This window comes from Delftia sp. PE138 (assembly GCF_018320755.1).
In the GTDB taxonomy this organism is placed as follows: domain Bacteria; phylum Pseudomonadota; class Gammaproteobacteria; order Burkholderiales; family Burkholderiaceae_C; genus Comamonas; species Comamonas tsuruhatensis.
Genome location: NZ_JABEPN010000022.1, coordinates 1 through 904 on the forward strand (window position 1 = coordinate 1; position 904 = coordinate 904).

Here is a 904-nt window from a genome sequence, read left to right on the forward strand (position 1 = left end):
ACGACTGGGCACGTTCCGATGTATTACTCACCCGTTCGCCACTCGTCAGCGTCCGAAGACCTGTTACCGTTCGACTTGCATGTGTAAGGCATGCCGCCAGCGTTCAATCTGAGCCAGGATCAAACTCTACAGTTCGATCTTGAATTTAAAGTCTTTCGACTAACTCATAAAAACGGAATTGAAGTGAACTTCACTTCTATTCTCATGAGCGTTTTTTGGCTTCAAAGAGCCGAGTTCCAAAGAACTTGGCTGTTCGCCTCAAACGCCCACGCTTATCGGCTGTATATTTTTAAGGATCGGAGCGAGGAATTTCTTCCTTGCTTCTGACTTGCTGCGATCAGCGAGTCTTGTATTCTAGCACAACTTTCGCTGCACTTTCAACGCTTTTTGCGTTTTCTTCTCTACCCTGCTCAGCAGGAGAGAGAAGAAAACGCCCGGCGCTAGCCGGGCGTTTTGGCTGTAAGAGCCTGACGATGACCTACTTTCACACGGGAACCCGCACTATCATCGGCGCAAAGTCGTTTCACTGTCCTGTTCGGGATGGGAAGGAGTGGTACCAACTTGCTATGGTCATCAGGCATAACTTGTTGTCATGCTGCTCTTGCGAGCAACACAACGAATTCATAGAGTCTGTAATCAGCTTTGTATTTTGACTGCGCCTTACTTGGCATAACCACCTTGATGATCACGTCATCAAAGTTATAGGGTCAAGCCTCACGAGCAATTAGTACTGGTTAGCTTAACGCATTACTGCGCTTCCACACCCAGCCTATCAACGTCCTGGTCTTGAACGACTCTTCAGGGGGCTCAAGGCCCCGGCAGATCTCATCTTGAAACGAGTTTCCCGCTTAGATGCTTTCAGCGGTTATCTCTTCCACACTTAGCTACTCGGCAATGCCACTGG

Annotated in this window: 3 rRNA genes; all 3 read right to left on the reverse strand. The window is 48.7% G+C overall.

The features are described 5' to 3' along the window. Positions 1–135 (reverse strand): 16S ribosomal RNA (locus tag HFGMBDPB_RS29585); the annotation flags it as partial. Between the two features lie 330 nt (positions 136–465). Then, positions 466–578 (reverse strand): 5S ribosomal RNA (gene rrf, locus HFGMBDPB_RS29590). 125 nt (positions 579–703) lie between these two features. Continuing rightward, positions 704–904: ribosomal RNA gene (locus HFGMBDPB_RS29595) — 23S ribosomal RNA — on the reverse strand; the annotation flags it as partial.